The organism is Paenibacillus terrae (genome assembly GCF_000943545.1).
GTDB classification, from domain to species: Bacteria; Bacillota; Bacilli; order Paenibacillales; family Paenibacillaceae; genus Paenibacillus; species Paenibacillus terrae_A.
The window spans coordinates 1-999 of sequence record NZ_JTHP01000180.1; the positions used below are offsets into that span (position 1 = coordinate 1).

Below are 999 nucleotides of genomic sequence, written 5' to 3' on the forward strand. Positions count from 1 at the left end.
ATAAATTAAGCAATATGTAATATTTTCTGTTTACAAACCGATAATGTATATAAAATAATAAGGAGATTTTTTATGAAAATCAGATTAGATTCCCACTTCTTACTTAGAAAGATAATTTATAATACTTGTTTCGAAGAACTTTCACTGGGAAAGGTCTTAATGGATAAAAAATCAACATCACTCAAAAATGTTGCCACTGGAGCAATAATATTTGCAGTTATTTTTGAAATTTTATTTTTTTTCCATTTACTCAACCTATTTAAAATCTTATTCATTTTGGCTTTTAATAGGGGCTTTATTTTCTTTGATCATATACATTATTTCCATGATGAGTTCTGTTACAGCTTCACGTAACTACATTAGAACAGAGTATCCTTATTATATAAAACATATGGAGTACAAAAAATTAAGCTATGAAATTTCGGTTCTAAAAGCAATAAGAATTAACAAACTCTCTAATTTAATTTATAAAAAAAAATTAAATAAAAACATATTGGATACTTATATAAATTATTTCGATGAAAAAAGTGAATCTATCAAATCTAAAAACTGGTTTCCTATATCTTTCTTTGCAGTTTTTAGTTTACCTATTTGGAATGCATTTATTAATAAGATTATCCCAAGTATTATTAAACAAAAAGATTGGGTACTCACCATTATATTTTTTGTAGCTCTACTATTATTCGTAGTTCTAATTTTTGCATTAAGAACAATATTAACATCTATTCTTTTTAAAAAAGCTGAGAAATATCGTCAACTAAATGAGTTACTAAAAATAATTAAGGAATCTATAGATTAAACTGTATTTCCCAATACACTATCCATAGTTTTGTAAAAAAGTATTCCTGAAAAAGGAATCGCTGTGCTTTGAAAAGAGCTACTCTACTTTAGATCCAGTCAAAACATGTTAGCTCCTCCCAAAGTAGAAACGTATAGCAGCGTAAACTGTATAGAATAAAATGGCTGCCTTCTAACAAATCGTCAACATGGATCGGCTAC

Annotated in this window: 1 protein-coding gene; it reads left to right on the top strand. The window is 26.8% G+C overall.

Features of this window, described 5'->3' with window-relative positions; all coding sequences use genetic code 11:
* Positions 1–211 precede the first annotated feature (211 nt).
* Positions 212–799, top strand: coding sequence for a hypothetical protein (locus QD47_RS29520; RefSeq protein WP_235332405.1), 588 nt, complete (start codon positions 212–214; stop codon positions 797–799).
* Positions 800–999: the final 200 nt, after the last annotated feature.